General features: G+C 34.0%; 15 protein-coding genes and 1 riboswitch. Of the genes, 10 read left to right on the plus strand and 5 right to left on the minus strand.

Annotated features, from left to right (window positions below; translation table 11 throughout):
* Positions 1–479 precede the first annotated feature (479 nt).
* A riboswitch (cobalamin riboswitch) is annotated at positions 480–630 on the plus strand.
* A gap of 323 nt (positions 631–953) precedes the next feature.
* On the minus strand, positions 954–1,175 hold the full coding sequence (locus tag ACYSNM_RS05390) for a hypothetical protein (RefSeq protein ID WP_461753617.1): 222 nt from the start codon (positions 1,173–1,175) through the stop codon (positions 954–956).
* A gap of 211 nt (positions 1,176–1,386) precedes the next feature.
* A complete protein-coding gene (locus tag ACYSNM_RS05395; protein ID WP_461753618.1) occupies positions 1,387–1,737 on the minus strand; it encodes a 4Fe-4S dicluster domain-containing protein in 351 nt (116 codons plus the stop codon).
* A gap of 74 nt (positions 1,738–1,811) precedes the next feature.
* On the opposite strand from ACYSNM_RS05395, the gene ACYSNM_RS05400 reads away from it, so the two are divergent.
* The 5 genes from ACYSNM_RS05400 to ACYSNM_RS05420 all read left to right on the plus strand — a co-directional run bounded on the left by ACYSNM_RS05400 (position 1,812) and on the right by ACYSNM_RS05420 (position 6,336).
* Positions 1,812–2,870, plus strand: coding sequence for an acyl-CoA reductase (locus ACYSNM_RS05400; protein ID WP_461755950.1), 1,059 nt, complete (start codon positions 1,812–1,814; stop codon positions 2,868–2,870).
* A 12-nt stretch (positions 2,871–2,882) separates the two neighbouring features.
* A complete protein-coding gene (gene serC / locus ACYSNM_RS05405) occupies positions 2,883–3,959 on the plus strand; it encodes a 3-phosphoserine/phosphohydroxythreonine transaminase (RefSeq protein ID WP_461755951.1) in 1,077 nt (358 codons plus the stop codon).
* Between the two features lie 65 nt (positions 3,960–4,024).
* A complete protein-coding gene (locus ACYSNM_RS05410) occupies positions 4,025–4,975 on the plus strand; it encodes an NAD(P)-dependent oxidoreductase (RefSeq protein WP_461755952.1) in 951 nt (316 codons plus the stop codon).
* A gap of 122 nt (positions 4,976–5,097) precedes the next feature.
* Complete coding sequence (locus ACYSNM_RS05415; RefSeq protein WP_461755953.1) at positions 5,098–5,562, plus strand: GNAT family N-acetyltransferase; 465 nt, start codon at positions 5,098–5,100, stop codon at positions 5,560–5,562.
* A gap of 78 nt (positions 5,563–5,640) precedes the next feature.
* Complete coding sequence (locus ACYSNM_RS05420; RefSeq protein ID WP_461755954.1) at positions 5,641–6,336, plus strand: pseudouridine synthase; 696 nt, start codon at positions 5,641–5,643, stop codon at positions 6,334–6,336.
* Between the two features lie 5 nt (positions 6,337–6,341).
* Here ACYSNM_RS05420 and ACYSNM_RS05425 read toward each other — a convergent pair whose 3' ends face one another.
* On the minus strand, positions 6,342–7,583 hold the full coding sequence (locus ACYSNM_RS05425; RefSeq protein WP_461755955.1) for an ABC transporter permease: 1,242 nt from the start codon (positions 7,581–7,583) through the stop codon (positions 6,342–6,344).
* Positions 7,584–7,774: 191 nt separating this feature from the next.
* Here ACYSNM_RS05425 and hisS point away from each other — a divergent pair, with 191 nt between their 5' ends.
* Together hisS and ACYSNM_RS05435 are read left to right on the plus strand one after the other, a co-directional pair.
* On the plus strand, positions 7,775–9,145 hold the full coding sequence (gene hisS, locus ACYSNM_RS05430; protein WP_461755956.1) for a histidine--tRNA ligase: 1,371 nt from the start codon (positions 7,775–7,777) through the stop codon (positions 9,143–9,145).
* 147 nt (positions 9,146–9,292) lie between these two features.
* Positions 9,293–9,766, plus strand: a complete 474-nt coding sequence (locus ACYSNM_RS05435; RefSeq protein WP_461755957.1) for a hypothetical protein — start codon at positions 9,293–9,295, stop codon at positions 9,764–9,766.
* Positions 9,767–9,781: 15 nt separating this feature from the next.
* Here the strand turns inward: ACYSNM_RS05435 and ACYSNM_RS05440 are convergent, their stop codons facing one another.
* Complete coding sequence (locus tag ACYSNM_RS05440; RefSeq protein ID WP_461755958.1) at positions 9,782–11,017, minus strand: DUF445 domain-containing protein; 1,236 nt, start codon at positions 11,015–11,017, stop codon at positions 9,782–9,784.
* Positions 11,018–11,054: 37 nt separating this feature from the next.
* Positions 11,055–12,737, minus strand: coding sequence for an RluA family pseudouridine synthase (locus tag ACYSNM_RS05445; protein WP_461755959.1), 1,683 nt, complete (start codon positions 12,735–12,737; stop codon positions 11,055–11,057).
* A 270-nt stretch (positions 12,738–13,007) separates the two neighbouring features.
* Between ACYSNM_RS05445 and ffh the strand changes: the two genes are divergently transcribed.
* The 3 genes from ffh to ACYSNM_RS05460 all read left to right on the plus strand — a co-directional run bounded on the left by ffh (position 13,008) and on the right by ACYSNM_RS05460 (position 17,334).
* Positions 13,008–14,345: a signal recognition particle protein gene (gene ffh, locus ACYSNM_RS05450; RefSeq protein ID WP_461753629.1), complete on the plus strand. Its 1,338-nt coding sequence runs from the start codon at positions 13,008–13,010 to the stop codon at positions 14,343–14,345.
* Positions 14,346–14,468: 123 nt separating this feature from the next.
* Positions 14,469–15,356, plus strand: a complete 888-nt coding sequence (locus tag ACYSNM_RS05455) for a bifunctional 5,10-methylenetetrahydrofolate dehydrogenase/5,10-methenyltetrahydrofolate cyclohydrolase (RefSeq protein WP_461753630.1) — start codon at positions 14,469–14,471, stop codon at positions 15,354–15,356.
* A 202-nt stretch (positions 15,357–15,558) separates the two neighbouring features.
* On the plus strand, positions 15,559–17,334 hold the full coding sequence (locus tag ACYSNM_RS05460; protein ID WP_461755960.1) for a MutS-related protein: 1,776 nt from the start codon (positions 15,559–15,561) through the stop codon (positions 17,332–17,334).
* Positions 17,335–17,373 lie beyond the last annotated feature (39 nt).

Here is a 17,373-nt window from a genome sequence, read left to right on the forward strand (position 1 = left end):
AAACCGAGTGCAAATATATAAAGTCTTTTTTCTCTTACAAAACCTTTTTGAAAAATATTTTCAGTTTTATTGAATTTTATTGTTTCTCGGGTTTAAGTAGCATTTACATTTACCTAAGGTATTGTTTAAAAAAAATAGAATTTACTTGTTGCAAGATACAAAAAAAAATGGATTAATAGCTATAAGAAGAATTGATTACATAATTTTCAATTTAATTGGCTTAGAAGAGAAGATAAAAGAGTGATGCATTCCTTTATGCTTTTTTTCTATTAAAGGGCTTTTCCCCTTAAAATTGATGAAAAGCTCTACTTATTTGCTTGTAAAACTTTTTTTTACCCCAAGCCCGAGAATATTTTATGTAAGGTTTTTTGGGTATTGTATACAATAGTAAAATAGTCCTTATCTAAAAGAAACGCAAAAATGATCTTTATACCTTTGGTATATCTAATTAATTACTATCTTGGCCTTATGTTAAAAGGAGATTCCGTTGGGATCTTAATCAATGAATAAGAAAAAAATGGGGAATCGTGTGTAAATCACGAACTGTCGCGCAACTGTAAGTGCTATATCACTTTGTAAATAAAGTAAACTAGTATAAGTCAGAACACCTTTTTCTAATTCAAAAGATATTGCTTTCGCGTATAAAAGGCCAATTATCTAACAACTACACTACCACTACTAATGAAATGTACTATTGCTACTTTAAGCAAGAGGATATTTATCTTTTAGGTATACTTGTTTTAGAATACACTTTTTCGCCCTTAAGCTAATTTATTTTATTGCATTTTTAAATAAGATGAGGTTTCATTTATCCTCTTCTTAGGTATACATTAATAGGCTATGCTCTTCTTGGAGACAGGCCATCGGATAAATCTTGTAAGTAATTTACATTATTTAGTTTTTTGGTAGGGGGATGTTTTTTAAAAAAGTATCCCCTTTTTTGTACTATGGACTTACTTTTTTGTCAAAAGATAGTAGATGACATAAAACCAGCCAAAGAAAAAATGTAAGATAGCCCAAAGGACCGAATGATTTCTTTGCCAAGATAAATATACCGCTAAAAGTGAACCAATTGTAATCCCTCCCCCATATAAGGAAATGGAAGGTCCTCCTGCATAAATGGCTGAACTAGATAAAAGTGCAGCAAAGGCTAATAGTGTGTTTTCCTTTTTCATCTTTATTGATTTTTACTTGGGTTGTTTTGTCTAATAAAGATAATGAAAAATTGGCAATAAATTGATTTTTAATAGGGTAGGGTATTATTTGTAAGTGAATTTTTAGCTCCTTTTACCAAAAAAAACAAGTGTATAAAAAAAGGAGAAGAACTTTGGCTTAGTCAAGTAAGGAGCCAAAAAAAGCGATACCTTATGGATATCGCCTCTATTTTTAGTGATTATGTAAAAACGCTTGTCTATCTAGAAGTGTTTTTTCATCCTCTACATGATTGTCATCCGGTACACAACAGTCTACTGGACAAACTGCAGCACATTGAGGCTCATCGTGGAAACCTTTACATTCTGTACATTTAGAAGGTACAATATAATAGAATTCATCTGAAACAGGTTCTTGAGCTGCATCAGCTTCTACTTCTGTGCCATCGGATAAAACAACTGTACCTGTTAAAGCAGTACCGTCTTTATATCTCCAGTCATCTGCACCTTCATATATAGCTGTATTAGGGCATTCTGGTTCGCAAGCTCCACAATTAATGCATTCGTCTGTTATAATGATTGCCATAGCTTATATTTTTATATTATATGTATTAACTTTGCTACAAATTTACACCCAAAACAATTCACAAACAAATCAATATGGATTTAGATGTTAAAAAAAATGCTTTTGTTAAATTAGGAAGTTTTTTGAGCCAATTTACCCATGAGCAGCCAATTATAGATACTCAAAGCCCACAAGAGCAAGAGTTATTTCACCAATTCAAGGAGTTAATTAATACGGCAGTACACCACAATGGATGGTTTACTAAAGAACAAGTGTTAATTTGTGTGGAATCTTGGGCGAGTGCACTGACCCAAGAAAATTTGGATTTGTGGTGTTCAGCCTATGATTTCTCTAAGGAACCTTTAAAGAAAGTAGGATTGATTCTAGCAGGTAATATTCCACTTGTTGGTTTTCATGATGTAATTTGTGTATTATTATCTGGGAATATAGCTATGGTTAAACTTTCTAGTAACGATAAGAAGTTTTTACCTTTTATTGCTCATTTCTTAGAATTACAAGCTCCGGAGTTTAAACAGCGCATCGTTTTTGTAGAGGATAAATTAGATGGCTTTGATGCAGTTATTGCAACAGGAAGTGATAATACAGCACGTTATTTTGAGTATTACTTCTCTAAAGTACCTAATATTATTCGCAAGAACAGAAATTCTGTAGCAGTATTAAATCAACAAGAAACTCCAGAAGAGCTGATCGCTTTAGGAAAAGATATCTTTACTTATTTTGGTTTAGGTTGTCGTAACGTTTCTAAATTATACCTTCCAAAAGGATATGATTTTGATTTGTTTTTCCAAGGAATGTACCCTTATAATGAAGTAATCAATTACGATAGATATGCCAATAACTATGATTACAATAAAGCGGTGTTTTTAATGAGTGAATTTAAACTTCTAGACAATGGATTTTTAACCATAAAAGAAGATACAGCTTATAGTTCTCCTATTTCTAGTGTGTTTTATGAGTATTATGATTCCTTAGAGCAATTGCAAGAACAGTTCAAAGAAGATGAGCAAAAAATACAATGCATTGTCTCTAATGATTTAATTCCTGGAAGTATAGGTTTTGGACAAACTCAAATGCCTCAGCTTTGGGATTATGCGGATAATGTTGATACTTTGAAGTTTTTATTGAATCTTTAAAATTATATCCCAATGACAACTAAGGTACATAATTTTAGTGCGGGGCCTTGTTTGTTGCCTCAAAGCGTTTATCAAAAAAGTGCTCAAGCAATTTTGGATTACAACCATACAGGAGTTTCTATTTTATCGATGTCTCATCGAAGCAAGGAGTTTATTGCGATTTTAGAAGAGGCTCAAAGTCTTGCTTTGTCTTTGTTGGGACTTAGTGATAAGAAGTACTCTGTATTGTTTTTGCAAGGAGGCGCAAGCATGGAATTCTTACGTGTACCTTATAATTTTCTAAAAACAAAGGCATGTTACTTAGATACTGGAGTATGGGCTAATAAAGCCATGCAACAAGCTAAGTTATTTGGCCAAGTAGACATTGGACTAGATGGGAAACAAAGCCAGTATACTTCTATACCTTCTAAGGTTTATGTGGATCAACAGGTAGACTATGTGCACTGGACTTCTAATAATACTATTTATGGAACCCAATTTAAGGCTCCTCCAATAATAAAAGGGGATATTCCAAGTATTTGCGATATGAGTTCGGATATTTACTCTAGGGAATTCCCTTACCAAGAAATTGATTTAATTTATGCTGGTGCTCAGAAAAATATAGGACCTGCTGGAGTCAGTGTAGTTATTATTTCCAAGGATTTAATGCAAAGAGCCAAAAGTGATATACCTGCAATGCTTGATTATGCAGCCCATATCGAGCATAAAAGCTTATATCATACTGCTAATGTGTTTGGAATTTATACCTGTTTGTTAAACTTGCAATGGCTAGAAAGTCAAAATGGAGTAAAACAAATGCATAAACGAAACCTTTTAAAGTCGGATCTTTTATATAACACTATAGACGAGCTAGATTTCTTGCAAGGTATTGCTCAAAAAGATTCTCGCTCTATGATGAATGTTACATGGAAGTTTGCCAATGCAAAGCAAGAGGAGTTATTTGATCAATTAGCCAAAGAAAATAGTATTGTAAATATTAAAGGACACCGTGCCTTAGGTGGGTATCGAGCTTCTTTATACAATGCTTTAGATATAGAAAGTGTAGAGGTATTAACCCAAGTTTTATACCATATGAAAACATTGGTCTAATATTGCTTAAGATTAAAATAAGAACTATTTTTATACATAGTAACGAGAAAAAAACGAGTATTTCTATGAAGATATTACTAAATGATGGCACTAGCCAGCAAGTGATTGAGCACTTAACCCAAATGGGTTTTGAGCTTTTACAGGTGAGAGTAGCCTTAGAACAATTACCTACTTACACCAAAAACAAAGAAGTAGACGTTTTATGGGTGGAAAATGGTACTTATTTGGATAAACAAACCCTAGATGAGCTAGGACATATAAAGGCCATAGTGTGGGCTACAACTAATATTGATTTAGAGCTTGTGGATTATGCTAAAAGCAATGGGATTAAGGTAATATGGCCAGAGGAGTCCTTGAGTAATGCGACAGCTGAAATGGTGTTTGCTCATCTTTTTAGTGGCGCAAGGCTTTTGCAAGAATCCAATAGAAATATGCCTTTAGAGGGAGATACAAGTTTTAAGTTTTTACACGACTCCTATAAAAATGGTTTTGAATTAGCAGGTAAAACTTTAGGAATTATTGGTATGAATAGTGCAGGGGAGTTAGTAGCTCAAAAGGCTTTAGCCCTTGGAATGCATGTGGTATACCACGACCCTCAAGTAAGTACACTTTTCAATGAGTATATACTTCCTAATTCTGTACATTTTAAAGTAGAACTAGAGTCTATGACAAAGAAAGAGGTTTTACAACAGAGTCATTTCATTAGTGTACACCCCCGTTTTTACCAGCACTATCTTGTAGATACAGAGGATTTCCAAGAATGTGAGAACTTATTGGGTATTGTTAATTGTGCTTATCCTACAGCCATTAATGAAGTTGCTTTAGTAGATTTGGTAAACGAAGAAAAGGTATTTTTCGCTGGTTTGGATCGCTTTGAAGAGGAACCTAAACCTGCAATCACTGTATTGATGCAGCCTAATTTTAGCTTATCTGCCAATACTAATTCCTCTACAGATTCAAGTGAGGCTTTATTTATGGAAGAAGTACTAGAGAAAGTAAAGGGATTACTTCCTTAAAAAAGAAATTTTATCCATTAAAGTAAAGGGGAAATCACCTGTAAAAAAGACAAATATTACTGTGTTTTTAGGACTTCGGTCTTTATAAAAGCAGTATCTTTGGTGTAAAACTCTATAATACTATGAATAATATTCACTGGCATACCAAGTCTTTTGAAGAATTAACCAATGAGGAACTTTACGGTATATTACAACTAAGAAGTGATGTGTTTATCGTAGAGCAGCAATGTCCTTACCCGGATTTAGATGCAAAAGATTTACGTTGTTTACACGTGTTTGCTACCTTCGGCCCAAAGATTATTGCATGTTCACGTATAGTCCCTCCAGGCTTGAGTTATCCTCAAATGTCCATTGGAAGAGTGGCTGTTTGTAAAGAATTTAGGCAAAAGAAACTAGGTAAAGTTTTAATGGATTTTACCCTTGAGAAAATAGATCAGGAATTTGGCGCTCAAGATATTCAAATTGGTGCCCAGGTTTATTTGAAGAAATTTTATGGAAGCTTTGGTTTTGAACCTGTTTCCTTAGATTATGATGAAGATGGTATCATGCATGTTGATATGCTTAGAAAACTAAACTGTACTATATAGTAACTATATATAATATACCTTATACAAGACTCCTTTAATAGCTATTATTTTAGGGGTCTTTTTTTATATCTTTGCCTAATGTTAGAGATTCTTTATCAAGACCAGTATATAGTAGCAATCAATAAACCTAGAGATTTATTGGTACACAAGAGTTTTATTGCCAGTGATATTAAAGAATTTGCAGTGCAAATTCTAAGAGATCAAATAGGACAGAAGGTATATCCAGTACATCGTTTGGATAGGAAAACTTCCGGGGTTCTTTTGTTTGCTTTGGATAAAGAGACTTTAAAAATAGTAAATGAGAACTTTGCCACTAGAGAGGTGAACAAGACTTATTTGGCTATTGTTAGAGGGTTTACTCCAAAAGAGGGAGAAATCGATTATGCACTAACTAATGATAGTGGTAAAAAACAAGATGCTCTAACAACTTTTACTACCTTACAGCAAGTAGAGATACCCTTAGAGAGTAAAACCCATCCTACCTCTCGTTATTCTTTGGTACAAGCTCATCCCATTACAGGAAGGCAACACCAACTACGCAAACATTTTAAGCATATTTTTCATCCTATTTTAGGTAGTAGACCACATGGATGTAATAAGCAAAACAAACTTTGGTTAGATACCTATGGACTAAAAAGCATGTTTCTTCATGGATTGGAATTAGAATTTACCCATCCTTATTCCAAAGAAAGAATTTTATTAAGAGCGCCATTGGATCAAGAGTATACCAAGTTTAATGCTATTTTAGGCTTTGATTTATCTGCTTATTACTAAGGGAGTTATTCGTAACGTAAAGCTTCTACAGGATCTAACTTAGATGCTTTTAAAGCTGGGTATAATCCAGAGATAATCGCTACAATAAAAGTTGTGATAAAGGCCGCGATGATGGCTTGGTAAGGCACAGTAAAGGAGAAAGACATTACTTTTGCTAGTCCTAAAGCAGTTAGTATTCCAAGAGCTGTTCCTAATATACCTCCTAATTGACCAATGATAATAGTCTCTGTAAAGAATTGCCAAGCAATTACTCTTCTTGTTGCTCCTAAGGCTTTTCTAATACCTATTTCTTTGGTTCTTTCCGTTACAGATACCAACATTATATTCATAAGGGCAATAGAGGAGCCTAAGATGGTAATTAGGCCAATTAGCCATGCAGCCATATTTAAAGTTTCGGTTCCCTTTAACATAGAGCGCATCATATCGTCACTTCTTTCAATACCAAAATTATCTTCTACACTTGGGGAAAGACCTCTAATATTCCTAAATTCAGCTAAAGCACTATCCTCAGCGAGGTTTAAGAAACCGTCTTTAGCCACAGAAATTTTAATAGTATAGTTGATATCTCCACGGTTAAAAACAGATCTAGCAATGCCAAGAGGAATGTATATCTGTTGGTCCTCATTATTGCCAAAGGAGTTACCTTGAGGTTTCAATACTCCAATGATTTTGAATTTATATCCTCTTACGGAAATGGTTTTATCCAAAGGATTTTGGTTTTTAAATAAACCAGTGGCAAAGTCAGCTCCAACAACACATACATAGTGATTGGAGGAAATATCGGTATAACTAAATGCCCTTCCTTCTTGTACTATTAATCCACTATTGGAAAGATAATTCTCATCCACTCCGGTAACGCCAACTTGGGGATCTGTTTTATCCGTTAAGCTTTTTACCTCCAAATTGGATCCAGCATTAAAAGATAAAGACACTAAAGAGGACATAAAGTGATAATTTTTTTTGAAATCCATCGCTTGTTGATAGCTGATAATGGGATTAATTACCTTTTTAGTATCATTATTTCTCATTCTCTGCTTGGCACTGTATTGTTCTATGGTTAAGGTATTGGCTCCCATAGAGGAATAATCCTCTATCAAAGTGTTTTTTAAAGCACTAACCATAGCTAGAATTCCAACTAATGCCCATATACCAATGGCTATAATAAATACAGTGATTAAGGTTCGCGTTAATTGTCCGCGAATACTACCTAGGGCGATGTTAATATTTTCAAATGCAATTTTCCACATACTTATATGTAGTTGTTTTTATAAAAAAGTTACACCTAAATGTAAGGAAATTATTCAATTATATTAAAAAGAGTATTTGTCCTTTTGTTATAAGTAGCCTCTATGGTGCATTTATCTGTATATAGGAGCAGTGGGGTTATAAAAAAAAGGTGTATTTTTGCCAAAAGAATCAATAATTTAAGGATATAAAAATGGCAAAAAAACCTGGGATTCCAAAAGGAACAAGAGACTTTTCTCCAACGGAAGTGGCAAAAAGACAATACATTATGCAAACTATTCGACATGGATTTGAGAAATTTGGTTTCCATCCCATTGAAACTCCTTCCTTTGAGAACTTAGATACCCTTTTAGGTAAGTATGGGGAAGAAGGTGATCGTTTGATTTTTAAAATTCTAAATTCAGGTGATTACCTATCTAAAGCAGATACAGAATATTTAGAGCAAAAAAACAGTGCTAAACTAACTAATCAAATTAGTGAGAAAGCATTGCGTTATGATTTAACGGTGCCTTTTGCACGTTACGTTGTAATGCACCAAAATGAAATTGACTTTCCTTTTAAGCGTTATCAGATCCAACCTGTTTGGAGAGCAGATAGACCTCAAAAAGGTAGATATAGAGAGTTTTTCCAATGTGATGCTGATGTAATTGGTAGTACTTCACTTTGGCAAGAAGTTGAATTTGTTAGTCTTTACGATAGAGTTTTTACAAGCTTAGGAGTAAAAGGAGTAACAATCAAATTAAATAACCGTAAAATCCTATCTGGAATTGCTGAGGTAATTGGTGCAAGTGATAAATTAATTGACTTCACTGTAGCTTTAGATAAATTAGATAAGATAGGTCAAGACGGAGTGAAAAAGGAAATGATTGAAAAGGGAATTGATCCAAATGCAATCGAAAAAGTACAAGTTTTATTCCATTTCACAGGAAGTTTTGAACAAAAAATAGAACAATTAAAAGAGCTTTTAAGCACTTCAGAAATAGGATTAAAAGGAGTGGAAGAATTGGAATTTGTAGGTAAACAAATCCAACAAATTGGACTTCAAAGTGCTATTTTAAACTTAGATGTTACTCTAGCTAGAGGTTTAAATTACTATACTGGAGCCATTTATGAAGTACAAGCACCTGAGGGAGTGAAATTAGGATCTATCGGTGGTGGTGGACGTTATGACGACTTAACAGGTATTTTTGGTTTAAAAGATATGAGTGGGGTTGGAATTTCTTTTGGTCTAGACCGTATTTACTTAGTAATGGAGGAATTAGGTCTTTTCCCTGAGCAAGTTAGCGCTTCAAGTAAAGTTCTTTTCTTAAACATGGGAGAACAAGAGATGAGTTATGCCATGAAAGCTGCAATGGCTTTAAGAGATAAAGGAATTAAAGTAGAACTTTACCCTGATAAAGCAAAAGTTGGGAAGCAGTTCCAATTTGCTGATAAAAAAGGAATTGGCTTTGCTGTTTTAGTGGGAAGCCAAGAAATGCAACAAAACACCTATACATTGAAAAACTTAGCTACTTCAGAACAAGTAGAACTAGATTTAGAAGGTTTGATTGCACACCTTGAGTAAAAAAGCATTTACATAGAATAAAAAAAAAACAGTTGTTTAATACAACTGTTTTTTTTTCTATTCTTTCTTTTTCAGATATTTACTATTTATAAGTAAAGTATATCTACTTATTTTGAACCTTATATATTGCCACACCTTACAACAACTATGTCTATACCTAGAGCCAATCTTCAAGAGTTTATCCACAATTACAATACCCAAGATGCGCCTTATTTGGACTTAGATTGGAATGGGAAGTTTGGATCGAAATTTAAGGATACCAATTTGTTTTTCCGCATGCAAATTGCCGAACAAGTCTACTTTGAGATCCAAAGTGTTGACTTAGAATTGTTGAAGGATTTATTTATAGCCTTGGGTAGGACTACACAACTTAACTTTAAAGTACATCCTTATTTCCATCTTTTTATTCAAGAGCTCTTACAAAGAGGAGGTAAGCAATATTTATTTGAATACATCTGTGCAGCACATATTTCCTATGATACCTTTGTGGCCACCTCTAGTGTTAATTTGAGTAAGGATAGGAAAATAGAGCTTTTAGAATATTTCGATTACCTAAAGGCTACTCAACCCAATGTGAGTAAATTGTTTATTCAAGCCATCAGAGACCGCTTTTTGGTATAGTAAACTCCTTTAGGTTTAAAGAATAAGAGTAGTTATAATAAAGATAAGTAATCCCACTAGTCCTCCGACTAATGTTCCATTGATTCGGATAAATTGTAGGTCTTTACCCACTTCTAACTCTAATTTATCACTAAGTTCTCTACCATCCCATTTATCTACTGTATTTCGAATTAATTCACCTACTTCTTTGGTGTTTTTCAAAGCAAGACGATACACCGTTTGTTGTACCCATGCATTAATTTTAGTTTGTAATTCTACTTGGTTTTGTAAATCTAAGGCTACTTTATTTAAGCTAGTTTTGATATAGGTACGCAAAGCCCCATTTTTATTGTCTAATTGTTTTAAAATTAAATCTTTGGCAGAATAATAAAAGTCTTGTATATAGCCGTCTAAAGTAGCTGGGGAGATAAATTGAGCAACAATTTGATCTAGTTTATCCTTCCATTTCTCACTAGTTTCTATTTCGTGGGCTAAAAGCTCTAGTCGCAAAGTTATTTCTTGGCGAATTTTATGCTCTGGTGTGTCTTTTACATCTTGCAAGAAAGTTATGATTCCCTCAATAAGTTGATTAGTCACAGCTTTTCCTCCAATTAAGCCTAGTATAGGTTTTCTTTGAATTACAGCTTGGTAGATTTGATCTCTATTTTGTTGTACATATACCTGTACTTTAGGTAAAATAACATCTAAAAGACGGTCGTGCTCTTGGTTTTCTATGGCATAAAGCAAGCCCTGGCTAAGCATAGATTGAAAATCAATCTTTTCAAGGGCATTTTGGGCCTTTACATATAAAAAGTCTGTAACTTTTTGCTTGTCTAGATCTATTACAATCTTACGTGCTAATAGGCACATCTCCTTTTCTACTAAGTCTTGGTTTTTTTCTACAGCTAGCCAATTTCCAATCAAACTTGCTAGGTCTATTTTTTTAATATAGGGACGTATATTTTCCGAGGTCAAAAAGTTATCCGTCACAAAGTCCCCAAGATTATCACCAATGGTATTTTTACTGTTCTCAATTAAATTAGTATGTGGTATTTTAAGGCCCATTGGGTGTTTAAAAAGAGCAGTAACTGCAAACCAGTCTGCTAATGCTCCTACCATGGCCGCTTCTGCAAATGCTTTCACATAGCCCATCCATGGAGAAGGGGCATACTTAATAGAAAATACCATAGCTAGGTAGACTATTGCCATGGCAATAAACAGTCCTGTTGCAATTCTTTTATGTTTGGATAGTTGTCTTTTCTTATCGGGCATAATGGGGGATTTTGAGTTAAAGTTACAAAAATTAGCTTTAAAAATCTTCTTCTATCTCAAAGCTTACTACTTCTTTGGTAGTTGGGTGTATAAAAGTAATCTTTTTTGCGTGTAGATAAAGTCTATTATCTTTGGTTCCATATAAGTCATCACCAACTATAGGACAGTTTAATCCTAAGGGATGACTAGCATGCATTCTCAATTGATGAGTTCTACCTGTGATAGGGTAAAATAACACCTTTGTATTGGTTGGGTTTTTTGCCACTATTTCCCATTTTGTAAGACTTGGCTTTCCATGGGTATAACATACTTTTTGTCGGGGTCTATCCTCTATGTCTAAAATTAATGGTAAGTCTATAAGAGATTCTTGGTAAGTTGGATGACCTTCCACAAGAGCAACATAGGTTTTTTCTACTGTTTTTTCTAAAAATTGTTTTTGTAAAGCTTTATGGGCTTTCTTGGTTTTGGCAATAATTAAAATACCAGAAGTTGCCATATCCAAGCGATGTACAATAAGGGGACTATCGGTTTTTCCAAATAGCTTTTGCATACGTGTAAAAACAGAATCCTTTATATAGATACCAGGGACAGATAAGAATTCATGAGGTTTATTTACTATGGCAATATCCTGATCTTGGTAAACAATCTCTAATTCAGCCTCTATATTGGCTACCTCTAGTAAAGGATTATCCTCTACACTTAATCCCTGTAGCATATGGTTTAAGATAGGTTCGCATTTTCCTTTGCAAGCAGGATAGTAATTAAGGTGTTTTCTAATCTCGCTCTTAGGAGATTCTCCCCACCAAAATTCCGCCATAGCAATGGGGTGCATTTGATGAGCATAGGCGTATTGTAAAAGGCGTGGTGCTGCGCAATCTCCCGCTGCTGCTGGAGGTTTTTTAAAAGCAGTATCCTTAAAGATATCCAAGAGATCTTTAGTTTGTCCTAAATTATTTAAAAATTGGTATTGTTTGAATAATTTTTGTTGAAGGGCATTGGATTTGTTTTTTCTTGACTCCTTTAAGGCTTCAATAGGTGCTTTTTGCTGTGCAATTATCGCCTCTAAATCTTGTATTTGCTTTTGACAATCTTGGGTTAAAACTCTTAATTGATGTTTATCTCTAAGGCTTTGTTTCACTAAATCCTCTTCTAAATAGGCAAATTGTTCCTGTGTTAAAAGCGGTCTTTGTGAAAGGCGTAGTTGCTTTCTTTGTTGTTTTAATTGCTTTAATTCCTGTTTTTTATCTTCTATTATTCTAGCGTTTTTTTCCACAGAAAGCTGTAGCTCTTGTTCTAAGGTGTCTAAATTAGATTGTTTCTCAAGTAAGCTAATTTGCTGGTTGATTTGATTTAATACAAGTTCTTCTTGAAGGAAGAACCCTTCCTTATTATAGAGATCAAAAATACTCGGTACAAAACCTTCTACGTGAGTAAAAGGACCTAGTTTACCAGAAAACCCTGCTAGGTAGCCAATTTTTCCTTGAGGGTCTTTTACCACTAATATTCCAAACATTTTTCCACAAGGCAAAGCCTTTGCAGACTCTGGGTCGAACAAAGCATTTATTTGTGGATCGTTTTTTAATTCCTGCATTAGCTCTTGGCTAGCTAAAACACTTATTGGATCAGGTTGGTAAAAGAAGGGATAAGTAAACTTTTCAGGTAGTTCAAAACTAGAAATATCGGCTTTGAAAGACCTAAATAGGGGTAAAGTACAAGACATATTTACATGAATTAAAGGGCAAAAATACACAATTAATAAAAAGCATTAGGCTTTTTGTATTCCATATAAGCGCAATTAAGATATTACTAAGGGGGTTTAGCTTTAAGATAATGGACAGAAAAACCCTCTTTTTACTACATATTAGTCCTAGGAAAACACCTAAAAAGAATAATTCTTGTAAAAAAGTTTATTTTGTTGGCTAGGCTCTTTGTGTCTTATCTACTTATATAGTATCTTTGGCCTTTTGAAAAGTATTAAATCAATACCGATATGTTTGATAATTTAAGTGATAAATTAGATAAAGCCTTTCATATCCTTAAGGGACATGGTAAAATTACAGAAGTTAACGTAGCTGATACTCTTAAAGAGGTAAGAAGAGCACTATTAGATGCCGATGTTAACTTTAAAATTGCCAAAGAATTTACCAACAGGGTAAAAGAGAAAGCCTTAGGACAGGATGTTTTAACCACTTTGCAACCAGGACAATTGATGATTAAGATCGTTAAAGACGAATTAACTCAATTAATGGGGGGTGAAGTTGCAGGTATTAACCTATCGGGGACTCCTTCTATTATATTAATGTCTGGATTACAAGGATCTGGTAAAACTACTTTTTCCGGAAAACTTGCTAATTTTTTAAAGACTAAGAAGAATAAAAAACCTTTATTAGTAGCATGTGACGTTTACCGTCCTGCAGCTATTGATCAGTTACACGTAGTGGGAGATCAATTAGGTATAGAGGTTTACTCAGAAAAGGATAATAATGATCCTGTAGCAATTGCAAACAACGCTATCTCTTACGCTAAAAGCAATGGGTTTAACGTAGTTATTGTGGATACTGCTGGGCGTTTAGCCGTAGATGAGCAAATGATGACCGAGATTGCAAATATTCACGCAAGCATTAAACCACACGAAACTTTATTTGTGGTGGATTCTATGACAGGACAAGATGCTGTGAATACTGCTAAAGCTTTTAACGATAGATTAAACTTTGACGGGGTTATCTTAACCAAATTAGATGGAGATACTCGTGGAGGTGCTGCTATTTCTATTAAATCTGTTGTAAATAAACCAATTAAATTTATTGGTACAGGAGAGAAAATGGATGCTATTGATTTGTTCTATCCAGAACGTATGGCAGACCGTATCTTAGGAATGGGAGACGTTATTTCCTTAGTAGAACGTGCTCAGGCGCAATACGACGAGGAAGAAGCGCGTAAAATCCAAAAGAAGATTGCTAAAAACGAATTTGGTTTCGACGATTTCTTATCCCAAATCCAACAGGTTAAGAAAATGGGAAGCATGAAAGACTTAGTAGGTATGTTACCTGGAGTTGGAAAAGCTTTGAAAGATGTAGAAATTGAAGACGATGCCTTCAAACATATAGAGGCAATCATCCACTCGATGACACCTAGTGAAAGAAGCAAGCCTTCTATTTTAGATGCAAAACGTAAATCCCGTATTGCTAAAGGATCCGGAACGGACATTCAGCAAGTGAATCAATTGCTTAAGCAATTTGATCAAATGAGCAAAATGATGAAAATGATGCAGGGATCAAAGGGTAAAAACTTAATGAGAATGATGGGCAACCTTAAGGGGATGCAATAAAAATACCAGTGGGAAGGTTTAAAATTCGAAGGAAATTTAAACCTTTTCGCTTTTATACCTTTTAAAGGTAATAAATAACCGTACATATACACACTTAACATACACACACTAATTATTATTCACATGCAACTACTAGATGGTAAAAAGGTATCCTCGGATATTAAAGAAGAAATTGCACACGAGGTTCAACAAATGAAGCAAAGAGGAGAAAAAGTTCCTCATTTAGCTGCTGTTATTGTTGGTAATGATGGGGCAAGTCTTACTTATGTTGGAAGTAAAGTTAAATCTTGTCAACAAATTGGTTTTGAATCTACTTTAGTGGCTTTAGACAAAGATATTACCCAAGAGGAATTAATGGCTAAAATCCAAGAATTGAACCAAGACCCAAATATTGACGGATATATTGTTCAGTTACCTTTACCAAAACATCTTTGTGAACAGGAAGTTTTAATGGCTATTGACCCAGATAAAGATGTAGATGGATTCCATCCAACTAACTTTGGAAAGATGGCTTTAGATATGGAAACTTTCCTTCCTGCGACTCCTTATGGAATCATGGAGCTTTTAAAAAGGTATAATGTACCTACAAGCGGAAAAAATGTAGTTGTTATTGGTCGTAGCCATATTGTTGGACGTCCAATTAGTATCCTTTTATCTGGAAAAGGAAATCCTGGAGATGCAACTGTTACTCTAACGCATAGTCGTACAGAGAACTTAGCAAGTATCACTAAAGAAGCTGATATTATTGTATCTGCTTTAGGTGTTCCTAATTTCTTAAAGGCAGATATGGTAAAAGAAGGAGTAACTGTTGTTGATGTAGGAATCACTAGAGTTGCTGACCCAAGCCTTCCAAAGGGATATGCTATTGTTGGAGATGTAGATTTTGAAGCAGTGAGCAAAAAAGCATCGTTTATTACACCAGTTCCTGGTGGAGTAGGACCAATGACTATTGCTATGCTACTTAAAAATACTCTTTTAGCAAGAGAAAGAAAAGCAGCTTTGGCAAAATAAATTATGCCAACTGGTTAAAAAAGCGGTAATACAGAAGTAAACTTTTGTATTACCGCTTTTTTTTTACTTTATGTTTACCATAACGATACTTAAAGCTCCCTTTTTATAATAAAATAGTTTACCCTTTTTAGCTTTGTTTTGTTTTTAGGTTATATTTGTTAGAGCTTATGTACTTATATAAGTGCTAATACCAAAAAATATTATGGGAATTTATAGTAAGAATATTGAATTATTTGAAAAAAAATACGATAAAATACGAAAGAAATATAAAGTTGTAGCTAGTTGCCGTTTAGTGGTTTTTCTTGCTATACTTTATTTCTTCTATTTAGCCCTGGCTAGAGAAGACTTCTATTATATGTACTTTAGTCTTGGTTTTATAGTAGTTTTTGTCGTTTTTCTAAAGCTCCATCTTCAATACAAATGGAAAATGCAGTACGCCCATGCTCTTTTACAAGTCAATCAAAAGGAATTAGATTTTGTAAAAAATGGAATAGCTGATTTTGATGATGGTAAAGAGTTTATAGATCCTAGCCATGCCTTTAGTTACGACTTAGATCTATTTGGCTCTAAGAGCTTGTTTGAGTACCTCAATAGAACGGCTTCTTATATTGGTAAGGTAGAATTAAGCAAGCTGCTTAAAAATGGAGTAGCTGCTAAAGAAATTGAACAAAATCAAAAAGCCATTAAAGAACTAAGTCAAAAAATTGAATGGAGACAGCAAATCAATGCCTTTAGCTCCATGTGTGATTTAGATCAAAATGCCTATGAGAAGATTGTAAAATGGAAAAATATTCCAGTTGTACTACAAAATAAGACTACTATGGCTCTAGCCTATATATGTCCTATTTTATTATGGTCTTGTATAGGGATATACTTTTTTGTAGAATCTATAGCCCTAGGGTATATCATATCTACTTTATTTAGTATAAACTTATTACTTTCTATATCTAAGACTAGGGAAATTCAAAAACAATTAGGAGGAAGTGATGACTTATCTAAAACCATTAATAGTTATAGTGCTATTTTGGATTTAGTGGAAAGACAATCCTTCACCACCCCAAAAATGCAAGGCTATTTACAAGAATTCACCAAAGGAGGTAGTAAGGCCAGTAAAAAGATTAAAACCCTTTATCATTTGTTTGAACGCTTAGAAACGGTAAATAATTTGTTTGTAATGGTGCTCTTTAATGGATTTGGGCAATACCATATACACGTATTACAAAAGTTGTTACATTTCAAAAAGGATAATGCGGATATTTTATTATCTAGTATAAATAGTGTGGGGCAAATTGAAGCCTTAAACTCTTTGGCTAACTTCTCTTATAATAATAGGGATTTTTGTTTTCCTACTTTAAGTAAAGACAAACAGATGTTTTTTACTGATTTGGGCCATCCACTATTAAATCCTTCAAAAAGGGTTTGTAACGATATTAGTTTTGATAAAGAGCGTTTTGTAATCTTAACTGGTAGTAATATGTCGGGTAAGAGTACTTTTTTACGTACCATTGGTGTGAACTTAGTATTGGCTAAAATGGGAGCTCCAATTTGTGCTAGTTCTGCTAGTTTTATGGATCTGCCTTTATATGTATCTATGGGGGTAAGCGATTCTTTAAAAGATAGTGAATCCTATTTTTATGCTGAGGTAAAACGCCTAGAATTAATCATCAAAGCTTGTCAAAAGCAGCCAACTTTTGTTTTACTGGATGAAATTTTAAGAGGTACCAATTCCGAGGATAAGCAAAGCGGGACGATTGGGGTTATTTTAAAGCTAATTTCCCAAAAGACCTACGGTATTATAGCTACCCATGATTTAGAGGTATGTAATATAACTTACAACTACCCGCAGATTCTTACTAATAAATGTTTTGAGGTAGAGATAAAACAGGAAGATTTGTTTTTCGATTACAAAATTCGAGAAGGAGTTTGCCAAAATAAGAATGCTACCTTTATCATGAAAAAAATGCAAATTATCGATTAGTATTTTACTAAACAGTCTTTACAGTTAAGGCTCTGTAGA

This window comes from Myroides sp. LJL116 (genome assembly GCF_054871685.1).

Excerpts from the sequence above, each read along its gene's own strand:
- ACYSNM_RS05460 (WP_461755960.1), top strand. The coding sequence starts at position 15,559 with ATGGGAATTTATAGTAAGAATATTGAATTATTTGAAAAAAAATACGAT.
- ACYSNM_RS05400 (WP_461755950.1), top strand. The coding sequence starts at position 1,812 with ATGGATTTAGATGTTAAAAAAAATGCTTTTGTTAAATTAGGAAGTTTT.
- ACYSNM_RS05410 (WP_461755952.1), top strand. The coding sequence starts at position 4,025 with ATGAAGATATTACTAAATGATGGCACTAGCCAGCAAGTGATTGAGCAC.
- ACYSNM_RS05425 (WP_461755955.1), bottom strand. The coding sequence starts at position 7,583 with ATGTGGAAAATTGCATTTGAAAATATTAACATCGCCCTAGGTAGTATT.
- ACYSNM_RS05435 (WP_461755957.1), top strand. The coding sequence starts at position 9,293 with ATGTCTATACCTAGAGCCAATCTTCAAGAGTTTATCCACAATTACAAT.
- ACYSNM_RS05395 (WP_461753618.1), bottom strand. The coding sequence starts at position 1,737 with ATGGCAATCATTATAACAGACGAATGCATTAATTGTGGAGCTTGCGAA.
- hisS (WP_461755956.1), top strand. The coding sequence starts at position 7,775 with ATGGCAAAAAAACCTGGGATTCCAAAAGGAACAAGAGACTTTTCTCCA.
- ACYSNM_RS05440 (WP_461755958.1), bottom strand. The coding sequence starts at position 11,017 with ATGCCCGATAAGAAAAGACAACTATCCAAACATAAAAGAATTGCAACA.
- ACYSNM_RS05445 (WP_461755959.1), bottom strand. The coding sequence starts at position 12,737 with ATGTCTTGTACTTTACCCCTATTTAGGTCTTTCAAAGCCGATATTTCT.
- ACYSNM_RS05415 (WP_461755953.1), top strand. The coding sequence starts at position 5,098 with ATGAATAATATTCACTGGCATACCAAGTCTTTTGAAGAATTAACCAAT.
- ACYSNM_RS05455 (WP_461753630.1), top strand. The coding sequence starts at position 14,469 with ATGCAACTACTAGATGGTAAAAAGGTATCCTCGGATATTAAAGAAGAA.
- ffh (WP_461753629.1), top strand. The coding sequence starts at position 13,008 with ATGTTTGATAATTTAAGTGATAAATTAGATAAAGCCTTTCATATCCTT.
- serC (WP_461755951.1), top strand. The coding sequence starts at position 2,883 with ATGACAACTAAGGTACATAATTTTAGTGCGGGGCCTTGTTTGTTGCCT.
- ACYSNM_RS05420 (WP_461755954.1), top strand. The coding sequence starts at position 5,641 with ATGTTAGAGATTCTTTATCAAGACCAGTATATAGTAGCAATCAATAAA.
- ACYSNM_RS05390 (WP_461753617.1), bottom strand. The coding sequence starts at position 1,175 with ATGAAAAAGGAAAACACACTATTAGCCTTTGCTGCACTTTTATCTAGT.